The 22,397-nt window shown below is 69.5% G+C and carries 19 protein-coding genes; 5 read left to right on the top strand and 14 right to left on the bottom strand.

Annotated features, from left to right (window positions below):
* Positions 1-39: 39 nt before the first annotated feature.
* Genes ACM6LR_RS11305 through ACM6LR_RS11295 form a run of 3 tightly spaced genes read right to left on the bottom strand, consistent with a single transcriptional unit; the run spans position 40 to position 4,342 of the window.
* A complete protein-coding gene (locus ACM6LR_RS11305) occupies positions 40-1,674 on the bottom strand; it encodes an amidohydrolase (RefSeq protein ID WP_414943703.1) in 1,635 nt (544 codons plus the stop codon).
* 1 nt (position 1,675) lies between these two features.
* Entirely contained in the window at positions 1,676-2,467 is a 792-nt protein-coding gene (locus ACM6LR_RS11300) for a molybdenum cofactor biosynthesis F family protein (RefSeq protein ID WP_414938741.1), read from the bottom strand.
* A 9-nt stretch (positions 2,468-2,476) separates the two neighbouring features.
* Positions 2,477-4,342 (bottom strand): primary-amine oxidase, encoded by a 1,866-nt coding sequence (locus tag ACM6LR_RS11295; RefSeq protein WP_414938742.1) that lies wholly within the window; start codon positions 4,340-4,342, stop codon positions 2,477-2,479.
* A gap of 122 nt (positions 4,343-4,464) precedes the next feature.
* Here ACM6LR_RS11295 and ACM6LR_RS11290 point away from each other — a divergent pair, with 122 nt between their 5' ends.
* Both ACM6LR_RS11290 and ACM6LR_RS11285 read left to right on the top strand, forming a co-directional pair.
* A complete protein-coding gene (locus tag ACM6LR_RS11290) occupies positions 4,465-5,184 on the top strand; it encodes an SDR family NAD(P)-dependent oxidoreductase (protein WP_414938743.1) in 720 nt (239 codons plus the stop codon).
* A gap of 15 nt (positions 5,185-5,199) precedes the next feature.
* Positions 5,200-5,997 carry an SDR family NAD(P)-dependent oxidoreductase gene (locus ACM6LR_RS11285; protein WP_414938744.1) on the top strand — a complete coding sequence of 266 codons (798 nt, stop codon included), beginning with the start codon at positions 5,200-5,202 and terminating at the stop codon, positions 5,995-5,997.
* Between the two features lie 175 nt (positions 5,998-6,172).
* On the opposite strand, the gene ACM6LR_RS11280 is transcribed toward ACM6LR_RS11285, so the two are convergent.
* The 9 genes from ACM6LR_RS11280 to ACM6LR_RS11240 form a co-directional block, all read right to left on the bottom strand.
* Entirely contained in the window at positions 6,173-6,868 is a 696-nt protein-coding gene (locus ACM6LR_RS11280; RefSeq protein ID WP_414938745.1) for an ABC transporter ATP-binding protein, read from the bottom strand.
* Complete coding sequence (locus ACM6LR_RS11275) at positions 6,865-8,583, bottom strand: ABC transporter permease subunit (RefSeq protein WP_414938746.1); 1,719 nt, start codon at positions 8,581-8,583, stop codon at positions 6,865-6,867. Before ACM6LR_RS11275 ends, ACM6LR_RS11280 begins: the two co-directional genes overlap by 4 nt.
* On the bottom strand, positions 8,570-9,430 hold the full coding sequence (locus ACM6LR_RS11270) for a branched-chain amino acid ABC transporter permease (protein WP_414938747.1): 861 nt from the start codon (positions 9,428-9,430) through the stop codon (positions 8,570-8,572). The genes ACM6LR_RS11275 and ACM6LR_RS11270 overlap by 14 nt, the downstream gene beginning before the upstream one ends.
* A gap of 12 nt (positions 9,431-9,442) precedes the next feature.
* A complete protein-coding gene (locus ACM6LR_RS11265; RefSeq protein ID WP_414943702.1) occupies positions 9,443-10,621 on the bottom strand; it encodes an ABC transporter substrate-binding protein in 1,179 nt (392 codons plus the stop codon).
* Positions 10,618-11,010 carry a nuclear transport factor 2 family protein gene (locus ACM6LR_RS11260; protein WP_414938749.1) on the bottom strand — a complete coding sequence of 131 codons (393 nt, stop codon included), beginning with the start codon at positions 11,008-11,010 and terminating at the stop codon, positions 10,618-10,620. Before ACM6LR_RS11260 ends, ACM6LR_RS11265 begins: the two co-directional genes overlap by 4 nt.
* Positions 11,011-11,020: 10 nt before the next feature.
* A complete protein-coding gene (locus ACM6LR_RS11255; protein ID WP_414938750.1) occupies positions 11,021-11,788 on the bottom strand; it encodes a MoaF C-terminal domain-containing protein in 768 nt (255 codons plus the stop codon).
* Between the two features lie 40 nt (positions 11,789-11,828).
* The gene (locus tag ACM6LR_RS11250) at positions 11,829-12,827 is read right to left on the bottom strand and encodes a helix-turn-helix domain-containing protein (protein ID WP_414938751.1); all 999 of its coding nucleotides are present in this window, start codon (positions 12,825-12,827) and stop codon (positions 11,829-11,831) included.
* A gap of 131 nt (positions 12,828-12,958) precedes the next feature.
* Complete coding sequence (locus tag ACM6LR_RS11245) at positions 12,959-13,642, bottom strand: hypothetical protein (RefSeq protein ID WP_414938752.1); 684 nt, start codon at positions 13,640-13,642, stop codon at positions 12,959-12,961.
* A 168-nt stretch (positions 13,643-13,810) separates the two neighbouring features.
* Positions 13,811-15,145, bottom strand: a complete 1,335-nt coding sequence (locus tag ACM6LR_RS11240) for a cytochrome P450 (protein ID WP_414938753.1) — start codon at positions 15,143-15,145, stop codon at positions 13,811-13,813.
* Positions 15,146-15,272: 127 nt separating this feature from the next.
* Between ACM6LR_RS11240 and ACM6LR_RS11235 the strand changes: the two genes are divergently transcribed.
* The 3 genes from ACM6LR_RS11235 (at position 15,273) to ACM6LR_RS11225 (ending at position 19,702) form a co-directional block, all read left to right on the top strand.
* Positions 15,273-16,553 carry a hemolysin family protein gene (locus tag ACM6LR_RS11235; RefSeq protein ID WP_414938754.1) on the top strand — a complete coding sequence of 427 codons (1,281 nt, stop codon included), beginning with the start codon at positions 15,273-15,275 and terminating at the stop codon, positions 16,551-16,553.
* A gap of 63 nt (positions 16,554-16,616) precedes the next feature.
* Positions 16,617-18,296, top strand: coding sequence for a dihydroxy-acid dehydratase (gene ilvD, locus ACM6LR_RS11230; protein ID WP_414938755.1), 1,680 nt, complete (start codon positions 16,617-16,619; stop codon positions 18,294-18,296).
* Positions 18,297-18,568: 272 nt separating this feature from the next.
* On the top strand, positions 18,569-19,702 hold the full coding sequence (locus ACM6LR_RS11225) for a helix-turn-helix domain-containing protein (protein WP_414943701.1): 1,134 nt from the start codon (positions 18,569-18,571) through the stop codon (positions 19,700-19,702).
* Positions 19,703-19,711: 9 nt separating this feature from the next.
* Here the strand turns inward: ACM6LR_RS11225 and ACM6LR_RS11220 are convergent, their stop codons facing one another.
* Entirely contained in the window at positions 19,712-22,021 is a 2,310-nt protein-coding gene (locus ACM6LR_RS11220; protein WP_414938757.1) for a LuxR C-terminal-related transcriptional regulator, read from the bottom strand.
* An 88-nt stretch (positions 22,022-22,109) separates the two neighbouring features.
* Positions 22,110-22,343, bottom strand: coding sequence for a hypothetical protein (locus ACM6LR_RS11215; RefSeq protein WP_414938758.1), 234 nt, complete (start codon positions 22,341-22,343; stop codon positions 22,110-22,112).
* Positions 22,344-22,397: the final 54 nt, after the last annotated feature.

Raw genomic sequence — 22,397 nt, 5'->3', positions numbered from 1 at the left:
GCAGACCTCCCGCACTGGTTCTTCTACCAGTGTAGGAGATCAGACGCGGTGATACACGCGGTGCCCGGCGAACCACGTTTGTGTCACCTTTGTCTTGACGAGCGCGTTCGGATCGGTGGTGAACGGGTCACGGTCGAGGACGACGAAATCGGCCGACTTCCCGGGGATCAGCGAGCCCGTGACGTCGCCGAGTCCCATCGCGCGCGCGGCGGCGAGGGTGAAGACCTCGATCGCCTCGGCCAGGGTGATCGCCTGCTCCGGCCACAGCGCCCCGGGGAACGTGCCGGTCGGGTCCTGGCGGGTGACGAGACCGTGGATGCCCTCCCATGCGTTCGGGGACTCGCTGACCGGCCAGTCCGAACCGCCGGCGACCAGCGCGCCCTCGTCCAGCAGGGACCGGTTCGGCTGCATCCGTCCGGCCCGTTCGCCGGGCAGCACCTCCGCGATGGCCGCCGGGATGACCCCGGGGACCCACAGGAACGGTGAGATGTCCGCGGCGACACCCAGCGCGGCGAAGCGCGGGAGGTCGTCGGGGTGGACGAACTGACCGTGCGCGACCTGGAAACGCGCTTCGGTGAAGCCCTCGCCGCGTACCTTTTCGACGGCGTCCAGTGTCGCGCGCACCGACGCGTCCCCGGTGCAGTGGACCTTGGCCGAGAGCCCCGCCGCGGCCGCGGTGCGCAGCCAGCCGACGAGTTCGTCGCCCGGCATGGTGGTGGCGCCGTGATGACAGGCCCCGTGCGCGTCGTCCGGCAGGTACGGCTCCAGGAAGGCGGCGGTACGCGTCGGCGGGACGCCGTCGAGGAAGATCTTCACGAAGTCGGGCCGGTGGTGTTCACCGCGGTACTGTCCGGCGACCTCCAGCAGCGGCGCGCCGATCGGGTCGAAACCGAAGATCGGGTCGTTGATCAGCAACGACGACACGACCCACGCGCGCAGTTCGTCCGCGTCGTCGAGTGTCTTCAGCGCGCGCAGGATGTCCGAGGAGACCCCGGCGTCCTGGAACGCGGTGACCCCGTACGAGTGCAGCGTGCCGATCCCGTGCCGCGACGCGGCCACGTGCTGCTCCGCGGTGAGGGTCCGCGTCTCGCTGAGCGCCCGTTCGACGGGGACGCCCGCCGCCTCGAGCAGGACGCCGACGGGCTCACCGGTCGACGGGTCGCGGACGATCTCCCCGCCCGCCGGATCGGGCGTCGACGTGGTGACCCGCGCCAGTTTCAAGGCCCGGCTGCTCACCCAGCGGTTGTGCCTGCTGTCGTCCGTGAGCATGACCGGCCGGCCGCCCGCGGCTTCGTCGAGCGCGTGCCGGGCCGAAGACCGCGAGAGGGTACTGACCAAAGTGGACGCCCAAGCACCGCCGACCACCCAGTCGTCCGGACCGAGTCCTTCGGCCCGCGAGCGGACCGCGGCGAGGATGTCGTCCAGGCCCGCGTCGGGGCCGAAGTTCAACTCGAACAGGGCCGCGCGACCGGCGAGGGCGTGGTGGTTGTGCACGTCGACCAGGCCGGGCATCACGAACGCGCCGTCGAGGTCGACGACCTCGGTGCTCGGCCCGCGTTCGATCTCCTCCAGGGACAGCACCAGGCCGTCCTTGATCGCCAGTGAAGACGCCCAGGGTCGGACACCGTCCACTGTGTACACCGTGGCGTTGGTGAGAATGAGGTCGGCGGTCAACTCAGCTCCCGGCGGGGTCGTACGCCTCGGCGTGCACGGTGGTGCTCAGCAGCTTGCCGTGCGCGCCGAAGGTGAAGTGGGTCGGAGTGCTACCGGTGGCGTCCAGTCCGAAAAGGACACCGTGCGAGCGCAGCCGCTTCGCGTCGCGGTGGTCGGCGACGGTCACGGAGGCGCACGGGATCACCTTCTCCCGCCAGGCGAAGACGTAGATGCCCGGCCGCAGTTCGTAGACCGAGTTCTCGTCGGTGTCCGCGAGCCCCTTCTCCGGCCCGGCCAGGCACTGCCAGGTGTACCAGTGCGGGCTGAGGTACACGTGCTCGTAGGCGTGTGCGGTGCTGTACACCCACAGCACCCGGCGTCCGACCAGCGACGTGGTCGGCGCGAGCGACTCGCCGCTGGGCTCGATGCCGCCGATCGTGGCGGCCAGGAAGGTCTGCTTGACCCGGGGCGAGGTGTCGCCGATCTTGCTCAGCACCAGGAGCGCGCGCCCGCGGCGCAGGTCGAGCAGCAGGGTGAACGCCTCTTCCCGCCGTGCCTGCGGGTGGAACTGGACGTAGTACAGGTCGTCGTCGACCAGGAACGTCTCGCAGCGGTCGGTGCCCGTGCCGTGGTAGGTCCACTCGATCCGGGTGCCGGAGAAGCCGGCGGTGAACGTGGTGCCGTCTTCGCAGGCGAGTTCGAAGGTGCGGCCGTGCAGGTCGCCGACCGTGGGGGCCTTGTTCGCGTCGAAACCGGGGGCCAGGCCGTCCAGCGGGAGCCAGGTGGAGGTGTCGGACAGGGTCAGTTCGGGCATCGATAAGTCCTAGTGCTCGTGGGCGGAACAGTGCTCGTCGGTGGCACCGGAAGGCAGGTCCAGTGCCGGGTTGCGGTCCAGGAAGCCATACGGGCGCAAGGAGAAACCGGAGTAGTCGACAGGCATGACCGGCCAGTCCTCGGGGCGTGGGATATGGGTCGGTCCGAACACGTGCCACAGCACGAGGTCGGTGTCGGTGAGATCCCGGTCGGCGGCGGTCCAGGCGGGCAGGCCGGCCCCGCCCGGATGCGCGTTCGGCCGGTCGCCAGCCGGGAAGCGTTCGTCGGCGCGGTACGGCGTGGCCCACAGGTGACGGGTGGCGAACGTCGCCCGCTGGTGGACACTCGATTCCGGTTGCGCCATCAGGGTCGCGGACGGCCGCGGCACGAGCTGGTACGCCGTCGGTGTGCCGAGCCGGTTGGTCCGTTCCGCGCTGCGGATCTCCCAGACGCGTGCCTTGGCCGGATCGGCGTGCCGCTGCGCCTCCTGTTCGGTCCGCAGCGGGGTTTCCTTCCAGGTGAAGGCGTTCCCGTACGGGTTCTGGTCGCCCATCGGCACCCGCTCGACGTCGATCTCGACGAGCGAGTTGCGTTCGCCGTCGATCGCCACGTCCAGCCGCGCGCAGAACAGGTGCTGGTGCACCGGCGCGAAGAGCCCGGGCGCGATCTCGTTGGCGTGCGGGTGTTTCGTGCCGGAGTGCGCGGCGCCGGCGAACACGATGCCGGTGGCCTTCGCCTCGAGTTCCACGGTGCCGTCGAGGTAGAGGTACCAGAAGAAGCCGTAGTCGTAGTTGCCGATGGTGGAGATCGACGAGATCACCAGTCGTCGCGAGCGGCGGACTTCGGCGCGGCCGTCGAGATCCGTGTGCTTCCACAGGATCCCGTAGTCCTCCTCGTGCAGGCAGATCGCGCGGGGGATCTCGACCGGGTGCCCGTGGTCGTCGGCGACGAACGCGGGGAAGTAGTGGATGACCCCGAGGCAGTCGCAGCCAAGCCGCAGGTCGTTGCCGTTCTTGCCGAGCAGGTACTCGCCCGCGTCGAAGTAGCTGATCCAGAACCGGCCCGGCGCGGTGTCGCCGTAGGGCACCACCATCTCCGGCACCGACGCCCGGTGGAGCACCGAACGGTCCTGGAACGAGATCCGGTGCAATGTCAGGCCCTCGCGGGCGTTGAACCCGACCCTCAGGTTCCAGCCCTCCCAGGTGACCTCGTTGCCGTCGACGGTGAAACTGGGGCCCTCTGGCTGGGTGATCTCGATCGGCTTGAGCGTGGCGCGCGCCGGGGCGTCGCCGTAGCGGCCGTGCTCCGGCGGAACGGGCACATCGCCTTCGTCCTCGACCCGGAGGACGCGCTGTTCGGTCAGGTCGATGTGCACGATCAGGCCCTCGACCGGATGTGCCCACGGGCTGTCGGACTCGTCGTCGCGCAGGAAGGTCAGTGACCGGATGACCCGGCCGGTCTCGTCGGGCCTGCCGAAGAAACCGGGCGCCAGTGGAGCGCAGAACGCGTGCTCGATCCGCTCGGCGAGCCCGCGCCGCTTCATCGCGGCCTGCCATTCCGGCGACGCCTTGGTGATCGACGCGGCGAGGTCGTACTCCTCGAACAAGTACGCGGGCTGACCGTCGCCGCAGTCCTCACTGGAGACCACTTCGCGTTTCGCCAGCGACACGACCACGTCGCGCGCCTGGCCGGTCGCGGTGTCCAGCAGCGTGTACTGGACGCGGCGGTCCGGGGCGGCGTCGGCCTTGTCCGGTTCCACCGGCAGCACCGACGGGAACCGCGTGGTCTCGGTGAGCAGGCTCTCCTCGGCCAGGATCGCGCGGCCTGCGGTGAGTTCGACGGCGGTCAGCGGGTCCAAAGGATGCGGCCTGGTCATGCTTCGCAGTCTTGCCGGTCCGGAGCCGGGAGGAAAGACGCCGCGGCCGTCATGCGGCTGCGGACAAGAAGGATGCACTGACGGCCAACCCCAGGGAAAGGCGCGGGCTGGAGGATGACGCCATGCGACTGGATCTCGCGGGCAAAGCCGTGCTGGTGACCGGCGCGGCGTCCGGTATCGGCCTTGCCTGCGTCCAGGCGTTCTTGGCGGAAGGCGCGCGGGTCGGCGCCCTCGACAGGGCGTCCGTGCCCACACTCGCCGACGGCCTGCTGGCGGTTCACGCCGACGTGACCGACGAACGGTCGGTGGCCGCCGCGGTCGGCACCGTCGCCGAGCGGTTCGGCGGGCTGGACGTCGTGGTCGGCTGCGCCGGGATCTCCGGCCCGGTCGGGACACCGGTCACCGAAACCTCGGTGGCCGACTTCGCCGCTGTCATGGCGGTCAACGTCACCGGGCAGTTCCTGCTGGTCAAACACGCGGCCCCGTGGCTCACCGCGGCGCGCGGTTCGGTCGTCCTGCTGGCCAGTGACTCGGCGTTCACCATCGCGCCAGGTATGGCCGCCTATGGTGCCTCGAAGGGCGCCGTGGTCGCCATGACCAGGGCTCTCGCGGTCGATCTGCCCGGCGTCCGGGTGAACTGCGTATGCCCGTCGGTGGTCGACACCCCGATGGCGCGCGGCGACCTCGGCGAGGCGCTCGACGATCCCGCGTTCCCGGTGCAGGCTCCGGAAGACGTCGCCGACCAGGTGCTCTATCTCGCGTCCGCGCGTTCGCGGACGATCAACGGCCAGGCCGTGCTCGCCGACTTCGGCGTCTCGGCCCGTTCGGGTTTTCCCGCTTAGAAAGGACTTACGCGAGTGAAGAAGGTTGTCGCGATCACGGGTGGCGGTACCGGTATCGGCGCGGCGGTCGCCCGCCGGTACGCCGACGAGGGTGCTCAGGTGGTGGTCCTCGGACGGCGGCGCGAACCGCTGGAGAAGGTGGCGGCCGAAACCGGCGCGTACGTCGTCACCTGTGACGCCAGCGAACGCGAAGCCGCCGAGAACGCCGTGGCGGAGATCGTCGGCAAGTTCGGCAGGCTGGACGTCGTGGTGGCCAACGCGGGCGGGCACGGGTTGTCTTCGGTGGTCGACACCGGCGACGAGGAATGGGAACTGGCCCTGCGCTCGAACCTGTCCAGCGCCTTCGTGTTCTGCCGGGCCACGCTGCCCTCGCTGGTCGAGACCGGCGGCCAGGTGGTCATCGTGTCGTCGCTGGCCGGGTTGTTCGCCGGGCCGAACGTCGCCGGCTACACCGTCGCCAAGCACGCGCTGATCGGGCTGACCCGCTCGATCGCCCGGGACTACGGGCCGAAGGGCGTCCGCGCGAACGCGGTCTGCCCAGGCTGGGTGCGCACCCCGATGGCGGACGGCGAGATGGACCAGTTCGCCGAGGCCGCGGGCTTCACCGGCGGCCACGCCGAGGGCTACCGCCGCGTCACCGCGGAGGTCCCGCTACGCCGTCCCGCCGAGCCCGAGGAGATCGCGTCGATCGTGCGGTTCCTGGGATCTTCTGAGTCGTCCTACATCACCGGCGCGGTGATCGTGGCCGATGGTGGTGCGCACGCGGTCGACCTGCCGACACTGGCTTTCGAACGGGCAGGCATGGGCTCGTAGCCATCGGGCCAGAATCCGCGAAGGCCTCTGTGCCTACTCTCAAAGTAGGCACAGAGGCCTTCACAGCGCCCCCGCGTGATCCATGTCGGTACCGAAGCCCAGGCGTGTCGCGAAAGCCACTTTCGGGACGTCTGATGTCCTCAAAGTGGCTTTCGCGACACGATCGGTGACGGGCTCAGGATTCGCCCAGGTAGGCGGAGTGCAGGGTGCCGGGGGAGTCCAGGAGGCCTTGCGCGCCGCCCGCATAGGTGACGCGCCCCGAAGACACCACCAGCGCGTCGCTCGCCACGCCGAGGGCGAGGTGCGTGAACTGTTCGACGAGCAGGATCGCCGCCCCCTCCTCCGCGAACCGGGTCACCATCGGCAGCAGCCGGGTGAACACCACCGGCGCGAGGCCCAGTGACATCTCGTCGATCAGCAGGAACGACGGCCGCGCGGCGAACGCGCGGGCCAGCACCACCATCTGCTGTTCGCCCCCGCTGAGCAGCGCCGCCGGCGAGTCGCGGCGTTTCTCCAGCTCGGGGAACAGTTCGAACAACTCGTCCGCCCGCGCGCGGGTGCGCGCGGTCAGCATCAGGTTCTCCAGCACGGTCAGGCCGCCGAACACCGCGCGACCCTGTTCGATATGCGCCAGACCTCGCCGCGCGCGGTTGACCCGCGACTGTTTGGTGATCTCGTCCGATCCGATGTGGACGGTGCCCGCCGAAGCGGGCACCACGCCGGAGACGGCTTCGAGCAGACTGGTCTTCCCAGCGCCGTTGGGCCCGACGAGCGCCGTGATCCGGCCCGGCTCCAAAGTGAGGTCGACGTCCCGAATCACCGGACCCGCGCCGCGGGTGACCGTCAGCCCGGATATCCGCAATGCGTTCACAACAGCTCCGTTTCACCCATGTAGGCCTTGAGCACGGCCGGATCGGCGAGCACTTCCGCCTGAGGGCCGGAGGCCAGCACGCGGCCGAAGTCGAGGACGGTGATCGTGTCACAGACCGAACGCACCAGGTCGAGGTCGTGCTCGATGAGCAGCACGGACACCCCGAACCGCGCGGGAACCTGCCGCAGCCGTTCCCCGAACGCGACGTGCTCTTCGTGCGGAAGTCCAGCGGCAGGTTCGTCGAGAAGCAGGACGCGCGGTCCGGCCAGCAGGTGCCCGACGACCTCGACCAGCCTGCGCGCGCCCACGTCCACTTGCGACAGTGGAGTGCGGGCCGCCGGGCAGCCGAAGAAGTCCAGTGCCTCGCCGATCTCGTCGGCGGTGAGCCGTCGCCTGGCGAGGAACTTGACGTACGCCCCGACCGTCAGCCCTGGCGGGACACGGTCCTGCTGGAACGTCCGGCGCAGTCCGGCGCGGGCCCGGTTCGACGGCGACCCCGTCAGCGGCTTTCCGCCCAGCTCCACCGAGCCGTCGGCGTTCGGCAGGAAACCGCTGATCGCGTCGACCAGCGTCGACTTGCCGGCGCCGTTGGGCCCGATGACGCCGAGCACACCGTTCTCGGGCACCGCGATGTCCACTGAGGACAGTGCGGCCACGTGCCCGAAGTTCACGCTCAGCCCGCGTACGGTGAGAACCGGCGGGCCGGGCGCCTTGGACTCGATGTTCGCGGTCTTAGCGGCCAGGTCGAGTTTCGCGGGTTCCTTCTTCGAGCGCCGGTACCAGACCTGCCGCACCGTGGTGCCCAGGTTGCCGCCACTGGCCAGCGCCTGGACGCCGAGCACGCCGAAGACCACGAATCCCCAGTCCTGCGGGATTCCCCAGCGCTTCAGCAGTTCCGGTACGCCGACCCAGAGCACCGCGCCGAACACCGCCATGTCGATCAGGTGCGCGCCCGACATGATCGCCAGCACGTACAGCGCCAGCGACTGGATCGCGGTGAAACTGGCCGGGAAGGCGAGTCCGACCTGTCCGGTGAGCAGGCCGCCGCTGATCCCGCCGAGGGTGGCGCTCACCGCGAACGCGGTCAGTTTCGACGTCCGCACGCTGGTGCCCGCCGCCGCCGTCCCGCGTTCGGAGAACGCCACCGCCTGCCAGGCGCTGCCCCAGCGCCCGCGGCGGAGGAAGTACACGGCGAGGCAGCACAACACCAGCACCACGACGGCGAGCTGGAAATAGGACCGGTCGTCGGAGAAGGCTTCCGGCCGATCGACCGAGACCCCGCCGGAGACGCCGGGGAACTGGAGCTGGACCAGGGCGAGATCGGCCGCGGCGGCGAGCCCCAGCGTGACGACGGCGAGGTTGATCCCGCGCAGCCGCAGCGCCGGGAGCCCGACGAGGATCCCGACCATTCCGGCGGCGAGTCCGCCGAGCAGCAGCCAGACGAGGAACCCGCCGGGCGCCTGTGCCTCGTTCAGCGCGGACACCACCCAGGCACCGACAGCGCCGAAGGTCAGCTGGCACAAGGAGATCATCCCCGCGCTGCCGGTGACCACGCCCAGCCCGAGCAACGAGATCCCGGCGACGACCGCGCTCATGCCCAGGTACACGAAGTACCCGTCGAGCCCGACGCTCAGTCCGTAGCCGACCGCGATCGCCACCAGTGCGACCACGAACGGGAACCCGGCGCGTACCCCGCGCTGTTCAGCGAGCCGCATCCCACACCTCCTTGCGCTGCGACCACAGCAGCAGCGCGACGATCACTGCGAACGGCAGGAAGTACCGCACCACCGAAAGGCCGTCGACCTGCGCGGCCGCACCCTGGATCAGGCCGAGGCCCAGCCCGCCCGCGACCGCGAGGTCGAGACGGCGGAACCCGCCGAGCAGGGCCGCCGCGGCCGAGGGGACCACCAGCATCGCCAGCGACGTCGCGTCGTTCGACTGCGAAGGCGCCACGATCGAGATCACCAGCGTGCTGACCACTCCGGTGACCGCCCAGACCGCGACGCTGAGCCGTTTCGCCGGGATGCCCAGCAGTTCGGCGGTGGTCGGGCGTTCGGACAGTGCCCTGAGCTGGACCCCTGCCGAGGTCCGGCTCAGCACGATCTTGCTGGCCACCGCCACCAGCACCGCCAGCGCGACGGTGACCACGGTGACCTGGCTGATCACCACCCCGCCGACGGTGAGTGCCGGGCCGTCCAGGATCGGGTGGAACGGCTGCGGTTTGTTGCCGAACAGGATGAACGACAACGAGATCAGCAGGAGCAGCACCGCCACGGTCACCGCCGAGCGGGTGCCGGTGTCCGCCTCGGCGAGCCAGGTGGACACGATCCAGCCGAGGAGCGCGCTGAGCAGCCCGCCGAGCAGGATTCCCGCCACCGTGGCGAGCCACGTCGGCAGTCCCCACTGGACGGACAGTGACACCGCCACGTAGCAGCCGAACATCCCGGTGGCCGACTGGGCGAAGTTGACCACCCGCACCAACCGCGACATCAGCGTCAGGCACACCGCCAGTACCGCGTACAGTCCGCCGGCGGCCAAGCCGGCCAGCGCTCCCTGCAGCATCGTTTCCTCCAGTTACTTCTTGGGAATCCGCAGCCAGTCGTTCGCCACGAGCTCCCATTTGCCGGTGCCGGAGGCGAGCTTGATCGGCCAGCCCGCGGTGTTGTCGTGATGTGTCTGGCCCGGTCCGAAGACGTACGGCGTGCCGACCATCGGATCGGTGATCGGCTTCATCTCGCGCAGTGCCTTGGTCACCGACTCGCGGGTGACGTCACCGCTGATCCCGCGGACGACTTCGAGGAAGTACTTCGCCGCCAGGTAGCCGCCCTGGCTGAACGACGTCAGCGGGATGTTGTTCTTGGTCATCAGGTCGCGCCAGTCCTTGTTCTGCGGGCTGGTCGAGTCGGTGAACGGGTAGAACTCGGCGGGCACGTACACCCCGGCGCCCGCGTTGGTGACGGCCTTGGCGTAGCTCTCGCTGTAGACGCTGGTCAGCAGCAGCCAGGTGACGTCGTTCCAGCCCTGCGCGGCGGCGGCCTTGAGCTGCCCGATGGAATCCGGCTCGACCGGGTTCACCGTGATCGCCTTGCACCCGGCGTTGCGGGCCTTGACGATGTAGGAGGTGTAGTCGGAACCGCCGTAGGGCACGGTCGCGTCGAGGTACTTGAGCTTCTTGCCGGTGATGGCCGACCACTCGTCGATCGCCGCCTGGTACGACGGCAGTGTGTTGCCCGCGATCTCCAGCAGTGCGCAGATGTCGTTCAGCTTCAGCGTTTCCGAGCCGTAGAGCAGCGTCAGCGTCATGTCGTGGTACGGGCCGACGTTGGCCGGGCCGATGTTGGGGCTGGAGAAGCACGCCGGGTCCACGCCGATGCCCTGGATGGACAGGATCTTCTGCTGCTCGTAGTACTTGTTGTTGATCTCGCACTCGATGAGGCTGGACGAGCCGACCAGCGCGACCGCCTCGTCACGGCCGACGACCTCACGGGCCGCGGCCGCGGCGGCCGCCGGGTCGCCCTTGTCGTCGAGCGCCTTGTACTCGATCTGTCTTCCGTTCACGCCGCCGCTGGCGTTGGCCGCGTCGAAGACCGCCTTGGCCGCCTGGGAGGCTTCGGGGAAGGTGGCCGAACCGCTCAGCGCGTTGACCGAACCGACCTTGATCGGGCCGCTTGAACCGCTTTCGGCTCCGGCGCAGCCCGCCGTGGCTATCAGGACCGCGGCGGCGAGGGCGACGAGGCGCCGCGCGGGCTTCACCGGTCCTCCGCGGCGTTCACGACAGGGACGGAGTCGACGATCTGCTCGAACGAGGTGACCTTGCCGCCGTCGAACTTCCACACATGCGCGACCCTGGCGGTGAACGAGCGGCCGGTCTCGCGGTGCTTGCCCTGGTAGGTGCCGATGCCGATCACCGTGTCCCCCGCGTCGGCGAGCTCGCCGAGTGCGAAACCGTAGCCGTCCCAGTCACGGGCGATCGCGCCGAAGACGTTGTCCCGCACCTCCTCCGGACCGGTGTAGGTGCCGGCGTAAGGGAATCCGGCCGCCTCCGTCCAGGTGGTCTCGGGACCGAGCGGGGCCAGCATGCCCGCCAAATCGCCTCGGTCGCTCGCGGCGTAGTGCGCGGCGATGATGTCTGAATTGGACACTTGAAGCTCCTTAGACCGGTTGCGCGTCGGGATAAGAGACGGCGCCGAGTGGGTAGATGTGCCCGCCCGCACGGGAGTGTTCCGACCGGCCGTCGCCGGTCAGGCCGAGGAAGACGCCGGTGGTCTTCAGTGCGTAGCCGAGGTCGTGCAGCCACACACTGGCCACGGCGATGCGGAATTCGCGGAAGCAGAACAGGTAGAGCCCGTCCTGGAATTTCCACACCGTCGACAGGTCCATGTCTCCATGGCCGCGCTGCACGCCTTCGAGGCATTGCCAGGCATAGCGTTGTGAGGACACGTAAACGTGCTCGTAGAGGTGCTCCGGGCTGTAGCGGTAGACGTTGCGCTTGCCGATCAGGTCGCGTGACGGCCCCGGCCGCTCACCCGTCGGCGTGCCCGCGTCGGTGGTGCCGGACCAGAACGTCTGGGAGACACGAGGAACGCCTTCGACGTCCTCGGTACCGATCACCGAACGCACGGCGAGCGCGCGATGCGTCGTCGTGGAGAAGACGACGGTGAGCGCTTCACCTTCCACGCTGGTATGGGGGAGATTAACGAAGAAGACGTCTTCCCGGACGGCGATCGCGTCGTACGGATCCTTGATGCCGTTGCAGATGACGGATTCCGCGTCCTCGAACCGCAGCGCGAGCGTCTTTCCGTCGTCGAGGGTGACGGTGAGCTGGCGACCTGACAGGTCCGCGTTCGGCAGGCGGTAGGTGGCTATTCCGGCGGCGAACTCGTCATAGGTGCGCCACTGTTCCTCGGGTGCTTCGGACATGCGGTCATCGTCGGGGCGACCGCCGGGGGAGGGCCAGCTGTCACGCGCTGGGCGGCAACAACCGATCGCTCACGGTCAAGCCGCGGCGCAGTTCGCTCGGCGAGCAGCCGAATTCCGTCTTGAACACCCGGCTGAAGTGCGGTGCGTCGACGAAACCCCACTTGGCCGCGATGGCCGCGACGGGCCGCGAAGCGTGTAACGGGTCGAGCAGTTCGCGGCGGCAGTGTTCGAGGCGCCGGGTGCGGATCCAGCCCGAGACGGTCGTGCCCTGCTCGTGGAAGAGGCCGTGCAGATGCCGGGTCGAGATGTAGTGCTCGGTGGCGATCTGCGCCGGGCCGAGGTCGGTGGAGGAAAGATTCGTGTCGATGAAGGCGAGAACGCGGCGCATCAGTTCGTGGTGCGGCCCGGCCGTCGCGCGGGCGAGGTCGAGTTCGCTGGCGAACAGCGTGGCGAGCAGGTCGACCGCCGTATGCGCGAGCCGGACCCCCGCCGGCCCGCCGAGCTGCTCGAGGTTGCTGCCGAGCTGCGCGAGGAAGGGCACCACCACGTTCCCCATCCCGCGCTTGCCGGACATGGGGACCGCGGTCAGCTGGCCGACCAGGTCACGCGGGAGATCGATGAGGCGCTGCGGGAACATCACCACGAGCGTGCGGAAATCCTCTTCGAACGCCAAGGAATACGGGCGGTGCGTGTCGTACAACGCAACGTCACCGGGGCGGAGCATCGCCTCGCGGTTGTCCTGCACCAGCAACCCGGTCCCGGACAGGATCAGGCTCAGCTTGTAGTAGTGCCTGTCCGCCCTGGCGATGAGTTCGGGCGTCCGTTCGACCACGTGCGCGGACGCGGTCACTTCGGTCAGCTGTACGTCATCGGCGCCGCACGAGCGGATGCGGCCGCGGAAGTGGTCGCGGTGCTCGCTCGTCACGTGCAAAGGCACGAAGGAGTGCGACACCACCGTGCGGAAATCCGTGAAATCGCGCGCGACCGTGGTGGTGGTCGGGTCGGCGGTGGCGGTGGTCAAAACGTCACCTCGCAGCATCGGGGGGTGAATTTCATATACGATAAGCGATACGATGCTGCCGGGCAATGATCGCGGCGAGGTCAGTCGCGAGGCGGACAGGAGGGGCCTCGGGTCCACGTCGACGGGCACGGTCGAGCGCGCGGTGGGTCTCAACCGCGGTTGTGCCGTGCCAGCGCCTCGAAGGATCGCTTGCGCTCGAACCGGTAAGGCGACTCCTCGTCGTGATGTCGTTCGCGCAGCGTCTTCACCAGGCCGAACGACGCCATGTCGTAGTCGTGGACCGGCTGGGACGGATGATGCGGCAGGTTCGGCGCGATGAACGTGTACACATGCGCGCCCCGCACACCCGCCGCGCCGAAAACGCGCAACAGGCGGGCGAGATGGTCGGCCTGTTCGCGTTCGTTCCGCACGTGGCCGGGCTTGATCTCGGGCGGGACCTGTTCGTAGTCGACGATGTCCCAGCCCATTCCGCCCGCCTGCGCGGCGCCGGTGAAGGTGCACGAGCCGAACTCCAGCAGCATCACCGGTTTGTTCCACTCCCGGTACTGCGCGAGGTCCTTTGTGTACTCCGCATCCGTGGCGAAGTACGGGTAGTAGTCGATTCCGACGATGTCGAAAAGGTTCCAGTCGATCGGCTCCAAGCCGCCGACAGCGGCGTAGGTGATCGGCCCATGGAAATTCCGGCGGGCGACTTCGGCCGCCCGCGCGACGAAATCGGCCAGCCGCTCCATGATCTTCGGCCACCTCCGGCGGGAGAGGGCCTGGCGCGGTGTCGAGCCCTGGACGATGGGGGAGATGTCGAGGACCGAGAGGTGTGGGGTTACGGAAGGCATTCGGACCTGTCTCGTGAGTGGTAACAGCGGTTCGAGCCGACGGTGTCTGGCCGGTGGCCGTGTCACGAAAGCCACTTTCGGGGCATCAGACGTCGCGAAAGTGGCTTTCGCGACGTCTGGGATGGCGGCCGCGCTCAAAACCTGAGTCACGCTTCGGCCGGTTGGGTCTCACGAGAGGGCAGCCGGTAGCGTCTCGAAGCCGCGCAGGATCCGGGTCTGCCGCCGCCGCGCCCCATCGGCGAGCCGCAGGCCGGGGAACCGCTCGAAGATCGACCGCAGCCCGATCTCCCCTTCCATCCTCGCCAGCGAAGCGCCGAGACAGTAATGCCGCCCGGCGCCGAACGACACGTGGTCTCGCGCGTTCGCCCGCTCGACGTCGAAGGCGGCCGGATCGTCGAAGATCTCCGGATCCCGGTTGGCTCCCGCGAGCACCGTGCTGACGATCGCGCCCCGGGCGATGGCCTTTCCGTCGACCTCGGTGTCGCGGGCGCACAACCTGCCGGTGAGCAGGACAGGCGGGTCGTACCGGAGGATCTCGTCGGTCGCGTTGCTCCACAGTTCCGGATTCGCGCGTAGTTTCTCGAGCTGGCCCGGATGCCGGACGAGCAGGGCGATGCCGTTGCCAAGGAGGTTGACGGTCGTTTCGAACCCGGCCGCGAGTACCAGCCCCGCGGTCGCCTTGAGTTCCCGTTCGGTCAGGCCGACGCCGTCCTCGCGGGCGGCGATCAGCTTGCTCAGCAGGTTGTCACCGGGGTTCGCCCGCAGCTTTTCCAGATGCAGGGTGAGCCAAGAGTCGAACTCGGCCAGCGTCGCTTCGACGGTACGGAAGGTCTTCCACGGCAGCCCGAGGTCGAGGCTCGGGGCCGCGGCCCCGCCGAGCGCGAGCACCTTGTCGCGTTCTTCGGGCGGCACACCGAGGATCTGGCTGATGACGGTGACCGGCAAGAGCCCGCAGTAGGACTCGACGAGATCGACGGGGTTCGCCGGGTCGAGGCCGTCGAGCAGTTCGTCGGCGATCGCCTGCGTGCGGTGCCGCAGTTGCTCGACCGCGCGGGCGGTGAAGACACGCGTGACGAGTCTCCGGTAGCGCGTGTGGTCGGGTGGTTCGCTGGCGAGCAGTGACGGCGGTTCGATCGGATGGATCAGGCCGGACGCGGACCAGGCGACGAGCCGGTTGAGCAGCGGGTTGTCCGGAACGAACCGCACGGACTTGAACGCGTCGCTGGTGAGGATCTCTTTACAGGCCGAGTGCCGGGTGGTCACATGCCCGACCCTGGTGGTGGCGATGGCGCCGTGCGCGCGGATCTCGTCGAACAGGCCGGTCAGATCCGCACCGCCGCTCGCCTCGACGGACAGCCTGCCCTGCAGATCGCCCCGCCGCGCCGCGGCCCGCAGGGCCACCCGGGGGATCGCGTGGCCGATGCTCCAGCGGGTGACCGGTTTGGCGATCTCCTCCGCCCGGCGCCGGAGATTCCGGGCGGGTGCGGTCTTGAGTGCGAACATCAGGACTCCGTCCGTGCGGGTTCCTCGACGGTAGCGGAACGACGTGTCAGTAGCGAGCCGCTCGACATCTGCGTACCCGTGTTTTCCTCGGTAGTGTTCTGCACTTCCGGCGGGCCGGGGAGTGCTTGTGGGCGGCTACGGGTTCGACATCGCGCTGGTCGCGGTGCTGGTGGTGCTCAACGCGGTGTTCGCGGGCAGCGAGATGGCGTTGATCTCGTTGCGTGAGGGGCAATTGCGATCCTTGGAACGGGACGGCCGCGCGACGGCCCGCACGCTGGTCCGGCTGGCGCGCGACCCGAATCGCTTCCTGGCGACGATCCAGATCGGCATCACGCTCGCCGGGTTCCTGGCTTCGGCGACGGCGGCGGTGTCCCTCGCCGACCCCGTGGTGCCGCTGCTGAGTTTTCTCGGTGACGCCGCCCGTGCGGTGGCCGTGGCGCTGGTGACCATGGTCCTCACGTTCCTGACCCTGGTGCTCGGGGAGCTGGCGCCGAAGCGGCTGGCCATGCAGAACGCGCTGCGGTGGGCCTTGCTGGTGGCGCGCCCGCTGAACCTGTTGTCGACGATCTCGAGGCCCGCGGTCTGGGCGCTGAGCGTGTCGACGAACTTCGTCGTCCGGGTGCTGGGCGGGCGGGCGGAAGCCGATCCGGACCAGATGTCGCCCGAGGAGCTCCGGGAACTGGTCTCGGCGCAACGCGGTCTCAACGCCGAGCAGCGCATGATCATCAACGGTGCCTTGGAAATCCACGAACGACGGCTGCGGGAGGTGCTCGTCCCGAGGCGGGCGGTGCTGACCCTCGCCGCGGAACAGGACCTCGAGTCGGCGCGGCGGCAGCTGGCCGAGTCGGGCTACTCCCGGGCGCCGGTCGCGCGCGGCGGGCATCTGGACGACGTCATCGGCGTGGTGAGCCTGCGCGATCTGCTCGAAGACCGCGACGATCTCGCCGAAGTGGTCAGGCCCGCCGTGGTGTTCCCCGATTCGCTGCGGGTCTCGGACGCGCTGCGCAGCTTCAAGGCCGAGCGGCAGCAGATGGCGCTGGTCGTCGACGAGCACGGCGCCGTCGCGGGCATGGTCACGCTGGAGGACCTGCTGGAGGAGATCGTCGGCGAGATCTACGACGAAACCGACCGTGACGTCCTTGCCGTACGCGACGGCAAGGACGGGTCCCTGATCCTGTCCGGCACGTTCCCGGTGCACGACCTCGTCGACGTCGGCGTCGAGCTGCCCGACGCGCCGCCGGGGGAGTACGCGACGATCGCGGGGCTCATTCTCGTGCTCCTTGGCCGGATCCCGGAGAAGCCGGGCGACCGGGTGGTGGTCTCCGGCTGGACGGCCGAGGTGCTCGGCGTGGAGCATCACGCGATCACCCGCGTGGCGCTGCACCGTGGAGCGAATGCGGAGTGGTGAGTTGCGCCGGGCGCCTTCGGTTGGCAGCGTGCCCGGTGTCCCACCACGAAGAAAGGTGTCCCGATGCCGGAAGACCAGCCCGATTTGAAGCCTCGTTCACGCGACGTGACCGACGGCCTGGAGCGCGCGGCGGCCCGCGGGATGCTCCGCGCGGTCGGGATGGGCGACGACGACTTCGCCAAACCACAGATCGGGGTGGCGTCCTCGTGGAACGAGATCACCCCGTGCAACCTGTCGCTGGACAGGCTGGCGAAGGCGGTCAAGAACGGCGTGCACGCGGGCGGGGGGTACCCGCTCGAATTCGGCACGATCTCGGTGTCCGACGGCATTTCCATGGGGCACGAGGGCATGCACTTCTCGCTGGTGTCGCGAGAGGTGATCGCCGACTCCGTCGAGACGGTGATGATGGCCGAGCGGCTGGACGGCTCCGTGCTGCTGGCGGGCTGCGACAAGTCGTTGCCGGGCATGCTGATGGCCGCCGCGCGGCTCGACCTCGCCTCCGTTTTCCTATACGCCGGCTCGATCATGCCTGGTCAGGTCGACGGCCGGGACGTCACGATCATCGACGCCTTCGAGGCCGTCGGCGCCTGCTTGGCCGGCAAGATCACCCGCGCCGAAGTGGACCGGATCGAACGCGCGATCTGCCCCGGCGAGGGCGCCTGCGGTGGCATGTACACCGCCAACACGATGGCGTCGGTCGCCGAGGCCCTCGGCATGTCGCTGCCCGGCTCGGCCGCGCCGCCCGCCGTCGACCGGCGCCGTGACGGGTTCGCTCACCGGTCGGGGGAGGCCGTCGTCGGCATGCTCCGGCAGGGCATCACCGCGCGGCAGATCATGACCATGGAGGCGTTCGAGAACGCCATCGCCGTCGTGATGGCGCTGGGTGGTTCGACCAACGCCGTCCTGCACCTGCTCGCGATCGCGCGTGAGGCGGAGGTCGATCTGCGCATCGACGACTTCAACCGCATCGGCGACAAGGTGCCGCATCTCGGCGATCTCAAGCCGTTCGGGAAGTACGTGATGAACGACGTCGACAAGGTCGGCGGTATCCCCGTGGTGATGAAGGCACTGCTCGACGCCGGGCTCATGCACGGCGACGTGCTCACCGTGACCGGCAAGACGATGGCCGAGAACCTCGAGGGCATCGCGCCCGACGGTGTCGACGGCGAGATCATCCGCCCGCTCGACCGCCCGATCCACAAGACTGGCGGGCTGACCATCCTCAAGGGATCGCTGGCGCCGGAAGGCGCGGTCGTGAAGTCGGCGGGCTTCGACGAATCGACGTTCACCGGCACCGCGCGGGTGTTCGACGGCGAACGAGCCGCTCTCGACGCCCTCGCCGAAGGCCGGATCGTCGCCGGGGACGTCGTCGTCATCCGGTACGAAGGCCCCAAGGGCGGGCCGGGGATGCGCGAGATGCTCGCCATCACCGGCGCGATCAAGGGCGCCGGGCTCGGCAAGGACGTCCTGCTCATCACCGACGGCCGGTTCAGCGGGGGCACGACCGGCCTCTGCGTCGGCCACATCGCGCCCGAAGCCGTCGACGCCGGGCCGATCGCGTTCGTGCGCGACGGTGACCCGATCACGCTCGACGTCGCGAACCGGACACTCGAAGTCGAGATCGACGACATCGAGGCACGCCGGGAAGGGTGGGCGCCCAAGCCTCCGGCGTACACGCGCGGAGTGCTCGGCAAGTACGCCAAGGTCGTCCGGAGCGCCGCGCACGGAGCCGTTTGCGAGTAAGCCGACGCGCTTGGCTCGTCTTTACGCGTGATCGTGGCTGAGGGTGCTGTTGGTGCCGCGGTCCGTGAAGGACTCCTTGAGGGACCCAGAGTCCCTCAAGGAGTCCTTCACGGACCGCGGCGTCAGTGAGCGCGACCCTCGATCCGGCAGACGCCACGAACGGGTGATCCATATGGCGGATAGGCGCGAGTACGTAATTCACCCGATGTGCCCGTTACTCCGCGGTAGCAGACTCGGCGGCCCGACGATTCCCGCTGCCCCGGAGGTCGACGATGACTGTGTCCCACGCTTCAGCCCGCCCGACTCGTTCCACCCTGACCCGCTCCGCCGCGCTCGTCCTCGCCCGTGCGGTCGTCGACGGTGTCCGGCATTCCCTGCCCGAGCACGCGCCCCTGTTCGAGGCGCGTGCCACGGAGTTCGTCGCCTCGGTCCTGGAACACGACGGAATGGGCTCCGTGCTGGGTATCGCCGCCGGTGCGGACGCCTTCCGGGAGGTCGGGGTCGCCGAGTACGCCGCCGGCAAGGAGCTGGACCGGCTCTCCCGCGCCTACCACTCGGCGGGCCGGTGCGCCTTGCCCGTGTTGGCCTCGCTGTCGCGACAGTACGGGGCCGGATCGGCTTTGATGGACACCGGGGTGGAGGCCCTGCTCCGCTGCACCGACGTCCTGATCCGGCTTTCCACCACCGCCTACCGCGCCGCGCACACGCCTTCGCTGGCCGAGTTGCGCCGCGAACTCCTCAGGGAGCTTTTGAGCGGCCGGAAGTGGGCGGGGCTCGCGGCCGAGGCGGGCTGGGTGCCGCCCGCCCGGGTGGTCGCCATCGCCGCGGAGCCGGGCGCGGTCCGTGCCTCGTTCGGCCCGGAGGTGCTGGCCGACCTCACCGGCGAGTATCCGCATCTGCTCGTTCCCGACGACATCGAGATCGGTGGCGTACTGGCGGGGACGCGGGCGGCTGTCGGTCCCGCGGTCGCGCCCGCCGACGCGGCGGTGTCGCTGCGGTGGGCACGCCGGACGCTGGAACTGGTGCGGCGCGAGGTGATCGAAGACGGGCCCCTCGTGCGGTGGTCGGACCATCTGACCACGCACTGGCTGTTCGTCGACGAGGCGCTCACCTCCGCCCTCGTCACGCGCAGTCTGGCGCCGATCGCCGAGCTGTCCCCGAACGAGCGCACCAAGCTCGCCGAAACCCTCGACGCGATGCTCGCCGCCCGCGGCGGGGCACCCGAGATCGCGGAAAACCTCGGCGTCCATCCGCAGACGGTCCGTAACCGCCTGCGGCGCCTCCGCGTGTTGTTCGGCGACCGCCTCGACGATCCCCAGGAGCGGCTCGACCTGCGCATCGCCTTGCGAGCCGACGTGCTCCCCGCCGAACCGGCTCGGCCCGTCACCCCGATCAGGGCCGCGTGAGCCCGGCGGTCAGGACTCCGCGGTGCGGGTGACCCAGGTGGCGACCTGGACGCGGTTGGCATAGCCGAGCTTGGTCAGGATGTGGTCGATGTGCGTGTCCACCGTGCGCCGGGCGATGCCGAGCCGGTCGGCGATCTCCTGGTTCGTGAGTCCCTCGGCGACGACGTGCGCGATCTCGGTCTCGCGTTTGGTGAGCACCTGCGCCGTCTGTTTCCGGGGCTCGGTGGACCGCTCTTCGAGGGCGTACGCGATGGCGTCGGCGGTGGGCATCGCGGCGCCGTCGGTGAACTCCTTGATCGAGACCTCCCAGCCCAGCGCCGCGGTCACGGTATCGGTGTCGGCCCGCAAAGGTTCGGTGAACGCCTCGTACCGTGTCGGCCACGCGCCCACCGTGCGCCAGACGTTCATCGAGGCGCCCAACAGGATCGCGGCCCTGTTGGGACGTCCGGTGCGGGCCGCGCAACCCGCCAGCACCGTGAGCGTGAACCCGACGACCACGCGGTCGTCCACCCGGGCGTGCAGGCGCAGGATCTGCTCGCAGCAGCGGCTCGCCACGGAGAAATCACCTTGGAGGTACTCGGCGGCCGCGCGCGACCACAGCGCCCAGCCCCGCCAGAAGACCTCGCCCCGCCGCTCGCAGCGGTCGACGGATTCGGCGAGCACCTGCCTGCCGCGGTCGATGTCGCCGTCCAGCCAGACGGCCAGCCCGTGGTTGTAGCTCGCCCAGAGGTCCCCGCCCTCGTCGCCGTTTGCGCGGAACAGGTCGATGGCCGTGCCGAACAGCCGCGCCGCCACGGGCATGTCGTTGCCGATCAGCGCGGCGTAGGCGCGGACGTGGAGCACGTAGGCGGCGGCGAGTTCGTCGCCGCTCGCCTCGGCTTCGGCGGCCGCCCTGTCCAGCATGGACCGGTGGGCGGGCAGGTCTCCCTGCACCAGCGCCAGGAAACTGGACAGCCACAGCCCGTGTGCCCGCTCCGGGACACCCGGTACGGCGACCTCGTCGAGCCGCCGGACCCACATCCGGCCTTCGGTGTTCAGCCCGCGGACGATCCAGAACTCCTTGACGTCACGTAACATCCGTAGCCCGACGACGGCGTCTTCGGGGCTGCCGGTGCAGTAGTCGAGTGCGACACGCAGGTTCGCGTGCTCACGCCGCAACCGGCCGATCCAGGCGAGCTGGTCTGTCTCCAGCCACTCGGTGGCGTACCGGACGGCGAGTTCGGCGAACCAGTCGCGATGCCGCGTGCGGAAGACGGCTGTCTCGCCCGCTTCGCTCAGCCTGCCGACGCCGTACTCGCGCACCGACTCCAGCATGCGGTACCGCACGCCGCCCGGGTACTCCTCGCGCAGCAGGATGGATTTGTCGAGCAACCCGTCGACGACTTCGAGTACGCGGTCGCGGGGCAGTTCGCCGCCGGAACAGACCTGCTCGGCGGCGTCGAGGTCGAAGCTGCCGGAGAACACCGAAGTGCGCGCCCAGAGCAGCCGTTCCGGGCCGGTGCACAGGTCGTGGCTCCAGTCGATCAGGGCCCGCATGGTCTCGTGCCGCTCCGGCCGCCCGCGCCGATCCTTCGTGAGGACGGAGAACTGCCGGTCGAGCCGGTCGGCCAGCTGGCGCAGGGACAACGCCCGCGCGCGGACCGCGGCCAGTTCGATCGCCAGCGGCAGACCGTCCAGACGGCGGCACAGCCGGATCAGCGGTTCGGTGTCGGATTCGGTGAGCCGGAACGACGGCGCGACCGCGGTCGCCCGGTCCACGAACAGCCGCACCGACTCGTAGTTCACCGCGCGTTCGAAGGAGTCGCCCTGGTCCGGCACCGCCAGTGGCGGCACCGGCAGGATCCGCTCGCCCGCCACCCCGAGCGACTGCCTGCTCGTGGCCAGCACGGTGACCTGGGGACACTCCCTGGCCACGGTGTCGGCGAACCATGCGCAGCTGTCCACCAGGTGTTCGCAGTTGTCCAGTACCAGCAGCAAGCGGCTCGCCCGGAGCGCCTCGACGACGACCTCGATGGCCGGTTTCGCCGAACGGTCGCCGAAACCGAGGACGTTCGCCACCGTCGGCACCAGCAACGCGGGCTCCCGCAGTTCGGCCAGCGAGACGAACGCGACCTCGTCGGCGGTGGCCTCGCGGTGGGCCATCGCGATCCGCCACGCCAGCCTGGTCTTGCCCACGCCGCCGGGCCCGGTCAGCGTCACCAGCGACGAGGCTTCCAGCAGGCGTCGTGCTTCGCCGGTTTCGGCGTCACGGCCTACGTAGCTGGTCACTTCGGTGGGTTCGGCAGACCACCCCGAAAGCGAGCCAACGCCGTCCGCCATGCACTCTCCCGCGATCGACCGGTCCCGCGCCTCCGTCCGATGTAGACGGAAATCGCCCGGCTGGGGATCTTAGCGGACCGGTGTTCCGCTAGCGGGACACTCGCTTGCCGCGGTCGTGCGCCCAGCCTGCCAGCACCGTCCCGGCGGCCGCGAGCAGCAGGAACACGATCAGCCTGCCGCCACACTCACCGGGTACCCAGTCGAACGCTCCCCATAACTGGGTCGCGGAATGGTCGAAGAGGCTGCGGATGGCGGCCTGCGCGAAGACGGCGACCGCCACCATCCCGAGAATCCGCAGCCCCAGACAGCCGCCCTTGCTCATGCTCCCTGCCTCCTGTTTCGTGGTCGGTGCCCAGCATCGCCCGGTGCGGACGGC

Origin of the sequence: Amycolatopsis sp. cmx-11-32, assembly GCF_047608695.1 — a bacterium.
GTDB lineage: Bacteria > Actinomycetota > Actinomycetes > Mycobacteriales > Pseudonocardiaceae > Amycolatopsis.
Note: the sequence above shows the minus strand (reverse complement) of the source record. Positions and strands in the feature narration are given on the sequence as shown.

Coding starts and splice junctions, on each gene's coding strand:
- ACM6LR_RS11300 (WP_414938741.1), bottom strand. CDS start 2,467: ATGCCCGAACTGACCCTGTCCGACACCTCCACCTGGCTCCCGCTGGAC.
- ACM6LR_RS11295 (WP_414938742.1), bottom strand. CDS start 4,342: ATGACCAGGCCGCATCCTTTGGACCCGCTGACCGCCGTCGAACTCACC.
- ACM6LR_RS11290 (WP_414938743.1), top strand. CDS start 4,465: ATGCGACTGGATCTCGCGGGCAAAGCCGTGCTGGTGACCGGCGCGGCG.
- ACM6LR_RS11275 (WP_414938746.1), bottom strand. CDS start 8,583: ATGCGGCTCGCTGAACAGCGCGGGGTACGCGCCGGGTTCCCGTTCGTG.
- ACM6LR_RS11270 (WP_414938747.1), bottom strand. CDS start 9,430: ATGCTGCAGGGAGCGCTGGCCGGCTTGGCCGCCGGCGGACTGTACGCG.
- ACM6LR_RS11255 (WP_414938750.1), bottom strand. CDS start 11,788: ATGTCCGAAGCACCCGAGGAACAGTGGCGCACCTATGACGAGTTCGCC.
- ACM6LR_RS11250 (WP_414938751.1), bottom strand. CDS start 12,827: ATGCTGCGAGGTGACGTTTTGACCACCGCCACCGCCGACCCGACCACC.
- ACM6LR_RS11245 (WP_414938752.1), bottom strand. CDS start 13,642: ATGCCTTCCGTAACCCCACACCTCTCGGTCCTCGACATCTCCCCCATC.
- ACM6LR_RS11240 (WP_414938753.1), bottom strand. CDS start 15,145: ATGTTCGCACTCAAGACCGCACCCGCCCGGAATCTCCGGCGCCGGGCG.
- ilvD (WP_414938755.1), top strand. CDS start 16,617: ATGCCGGAAGACCAGCCCGATTTGAAGCCTCGTTCACGCGACGTGACC.
- ACM6LR_RS11225 (WP_414943701.1), top strand. CDS start 18,569: ATGACTGTGTCCCACGCTTCAGCCCGCCCGACTCGTTCCACCCTGACC.
- ACM6LR_RS11220 (WP_414938757.1), bottom strand. CDS start 22,021: ATGGCGGACGGCGTTGGCTCGCTTTCGGGGTGGTCTGCCGAACCCACC.
- ACM6LR_RS11215 (WP_414938758.1), bottom strand. CDS start 22,343: ATGAGCAAGGGCGGCTGTCTGGGGCTGCGGATTCTCGGGATGGTGGCG.